The following is a 3955-nucleotide window of genomic DNA, read 5'->3' on the forward strand; positions in this document are numbered from 1 at the left end:
CTCGTGTCGAGGCCAGGGACCAGCCGACGTCGGCCGGATGCGGGTCCGCGTCCGAGGTGACGAACGACCGCAGCCTCTCGGCCTGCGCACGCAGCGCCTCCTCACCGTGCCCGGACAGCGGCCACGCGATCGAGGGAAGGTCGCCCCGGTCCGGCCCGGTTTCAACCACCGCAGGAGCCTCTTCGAGGATCACGTGAGCATTGGTGCCGCTCACGCCGAACGCGGAGACGCCGGCTCGACGAGGCCGGTCCGTCATCGGCCAGTCCGTCTGCCGGGTCAGCAGTTCCACCGCGCCGGACGACCAGTCGACGTGCGGGGTGGGCTCGTCCACGTGCAGGGTCTGTGGCAGTACGCCGTGCCGCATCGCCATGACCGTCTTGATGATGCCGGCGACGCCGGCGGCGGCCTGGGTGTGGCCGATGTTGGACTTGACCGAGCCGAGGAGGAGCGGCCGGCCGGTGTCGCGGTCATGGCCGTAGGTGGCCAGCAGCGCCTGCGCCTCGATGGGGTCACCCAGCGTCGTGCCCGTGCCGTGGGCCTCCACGGCGTCGATGTCGGACGTCGACAGGCCGGCGTTGGCCAGGGCCTGGCGGATGACGCGCTGCTGCGAGGGGCCGTTGGGTGCGGTGAGGCCGTTGGAGGCGCCGTCCTGGTTGACCGCGGTCCCGCGTACCACGGCCAGGACCCGGTGGCCGTTGCGCTCGGCGTCGGACAGCCGCTCCACGAGCAGCATGCCGACACCCTCACCCCACCCCGTACCGTCCGCGGCAGCCGCGAAGGGCTTGCAGCGGCCGTCGGCCGCCAAGGCACGCTGACGGGAGAACTCCACGAAGATCTCCGCGGTCGTCATCACACTCACGCCGCCGGCCAGGGCCAGAGTGCACTCGCCCGACCGCAGGGCCTGGACGGCGAGGTGCAGGGCGACGAGCGAGGACGAACACGCCGTGTCCACCGTCAGCGCCGGCCCCTCCAGCCCCAGCGCGTAGGAGATGCGGCCGGACATCACGGCCGCCGAGTTGCCGGTGGCCGCGCGGCCCTCGAAGTCACCGGTCCCGTCGGCCTTCAGCAAGGACGCGTAGTCCTGGCCGTTCGTACCGGTGAACACGCCGGTCGCGCTGCCCTTCAGTGAGGCCGGGTCGATACCGGCCCGTTCGAACGCCTCCCACGATGCTTCCAGCAGCAGTCGCTGCTGCGGGTCCATCGCGACGGCGTCGCGCGGCGAGATACCGAAGAATCCGGCGTCGAACTCGCCGGCGCCGTACATGAAGGCGGCCGTCCGGGTGTACGACGTACCGCGGTGGTCGGGGTCGGGATGGTACAGGCCCGCGGTGTCCCAGCCGCGGTCGACAGGAAGGCCGCCAAGCGCGTCGGACCCGCTCGCGAGCAGCCTCCACAGGTCCTCGGGCGAGGTGACGTCCCCCGGGAACCGGCAGCTCATACCGACGATGGCGATCGGCTCGTCGTCCAGGCCGCCGGCCGCCCGGACCGGCTCCACCGGGCCGGGACGGTCGTCGAACAGCTCGCCGCGCAGGTACGCGGCCAGAGCCAGCGGAGTGGGGTGGTCGAAGGTCGTCGTGGTGGGCAGCCGGAGTCCGGTAGCGCCGTTGAGCCGGTTGCGCAGCTCCACGGCGGTGACCGAGTCGAACCCGCTGTCATGGAAGGCGCGCTCGCTCTCGACCGCCTCCGGACCGGTGTGGCCCAGGACGGCCGCGACATGGCGCCGGACGAGATGCAGAAGTGTACGGTCGCGCTCGGCGTCGCTCACCCCGGCGAGCCGTTCGGCGAGATCCGAACGCTCGGGTCCGGCATCGCCGTCGTCCGAGCCGGCCGCGGCGTCGATCAGCACACGTACCCTGGGAATGTCGCGCATCAGCGGACTCGGCCGGGTCGCGGTGAACGCCACATAGTGGCGGTCCCAGTCGATGTCTGCGACGGTGACGACCGTGTCACCCTGCTCGACGGCACGGCCCATGGCGGCGGCGGCCATCTCCGGGGCCATCTCCGGCACACCGTGCCGCCTGGCGACGTCGCCCACGCCGCCTTCGCCCATGCCGGCGCCGGCCCACAGCCCCCAGGCCACCGACGTCGCCGGCAGGCCCTCGGCCCGGCGCTGCTCGGCCAGGGTGTCCACGAAGACGTGACCGGGCGCGTAGTTACCCTGCCCCGGCGCGCCCAGAGTGCCGGACAGTGAGGAGAAGAGCACGAACGCGGAGAGATCCATGTCCCGGGTCAGCTCGTGCAGGTTCACCGCGCCGTCCGCCTTGACGCTCAGGACCCGTTGCAACTGGTCCGTGGTCAGCGAGCCGATCGTGCCGTCGTCGAGTACCGCGGCGGTGTGCACCACCGCGGTCAGCGGTCCGACGTCGGTCAGCAGCGCCGCGAGCGCGTCGCGGTCACCGACGTCGCACGCGGCAACGGTCACCCGGGCGCCGAGCGCCTCCAACTCGGCCACCAACAGGTCGGCGCCGGGCGCGGCCATGCCCCGGCGGCTGGTGAGTACGACATGGCCGGCGCCCTGTCCCGCCAGCCAGCGGGCGACGTGTCCGCCCAGTGCACCGGTGCCGCCGGTGACCAGCACCGTGCCGGCGGGATGCCAGGCCGACACGGCCGGCTCACGCGTCGGGGCGTGCGCCAGCCGGCGCGCGAACAGCCCGGCGGCGCGCACGGCGACCTGGTCCTCGTCGGACGTACGGGCCAGCACACCGGCCAGCAGGCTCTGGGCCCGGTCGGTCACGCCCTCCGGCAGGTCGATCAGACCGCCCCAGCGCAGAGGCTGTTCCAGGGCGACCACCCGGCCGAGCCCCCAGGCGAGTGCCTGGGCGCGACTGGTGGCCACGGAGCCCTCGCCCAACGACACGGCCCCACGAGTGAGGCACCACATGGGGGCCTCCGTCCCCGCGTCGCCGAGTGCCTGGGCCAGCAGCAGTGTCATCGCGTACCCGAGCGGCACGGCCGGGTACGCGGGGTGGGCGCGCTCGTCCATCGCCAGCAGCGATACGACGCCACTGACCCGGGGGTGCTCCGCCGCCAGGTCCCTCAGCCGGTCGGCCAGAGCGGCGCGGTCCAGGTGGGAGTCGTCCAGGACGACCGTTCGCGCCTCACCGCCGTGCCGGACCAGCGCGTCGGTGACTCCTGAGACCCACTCCTCCTCGGACTGGCCGTCGGTCACCACCACCAGCCAGGTGCCGGACAGGGCGGCGACACCGGCCGGAACCGCCTTCCAGTGGATCTTGTAGCGCCAGGAATCCATCGTGGAGACCTCACGGCGCTCACGCCGCCACTGGGACAGGGCGGGCAGCACCTCACCCAACGGTTCCCCGGCGACGCGCAGGGTCGCCGCGAGTGACTCCAGGTCCTCACGCTCGACCGCCGCCCAGAACTCGGCGTCCACCGCGCTGACGGCAGGCTCGGCGGTGACGGGATCCAGCCAGTAGCGCTCCCGCTGGAACGCGTACGTCGGCAGGTCCACCTGGCACGCTCCGTCGAGCAGCGGCCGCCAGTCGACGTCGACACCGTGTGCGTGCGCTTCGGCCAACGACGTCAGCATGCGCCTCGGACCACCGTCGTCCCGACGCAGCGAACCCAGCACCAGACCGTCGCGCTCCGCCGCGTCGAGGGTCTCCCGCACACCCGAGGTGAGGACGGGGTGGGGGCTGGTTTCGATGAAGGTGGTGTGGCCGTGGTTGAGGAGGGTGTGGATGGTGGTCTGGAAGTCGACGGTGTGGCGGAGGTTGCGGTACCAGTAGGCGGCGTCGAGTTCGGTGGTGTCGGTCAGTACACCCGTCACGGTGGAGTAGAAGGGGATGTCGCTGGTGCGGGGGGTGATGGGGGCGAGGGCGGTGGCGAGTTCGTTCTCGAGCTGTTCGACGTGGTCGGAGTGGGAGGCGTAGTCGACGGGGATGCGTTTGGCCTGGGGGTAGTCGGCGAGGACGGCGTCGAGGGCCTGGTGCGACCC

1 protein-coding gene is annotated in these 3955 nt (G+C 72.3%); it reads right to left on the bottom strand.

Features of this window, described 5'->3' with window-relative positions; genetic code table 11:
* Positions 1 to 3955, bottom strand: a 3955-nt coding sequence (locus tag ACH4F2_RS35240; RefSeq protein ID WP_398136746.1) for an SDR family NAD(P)-dependent oxidoreductase, incomplete at both ends; no start/stop codon positions are given.

The organism is Streptomyces sp. NPDC017890 (assembly GCF_044328675.1).
Classification (GTDB): Bacteria; Actinomycetota; Actinomycetes; order Streptomycetales; family Streptomycetaceae; genus Streptomyces.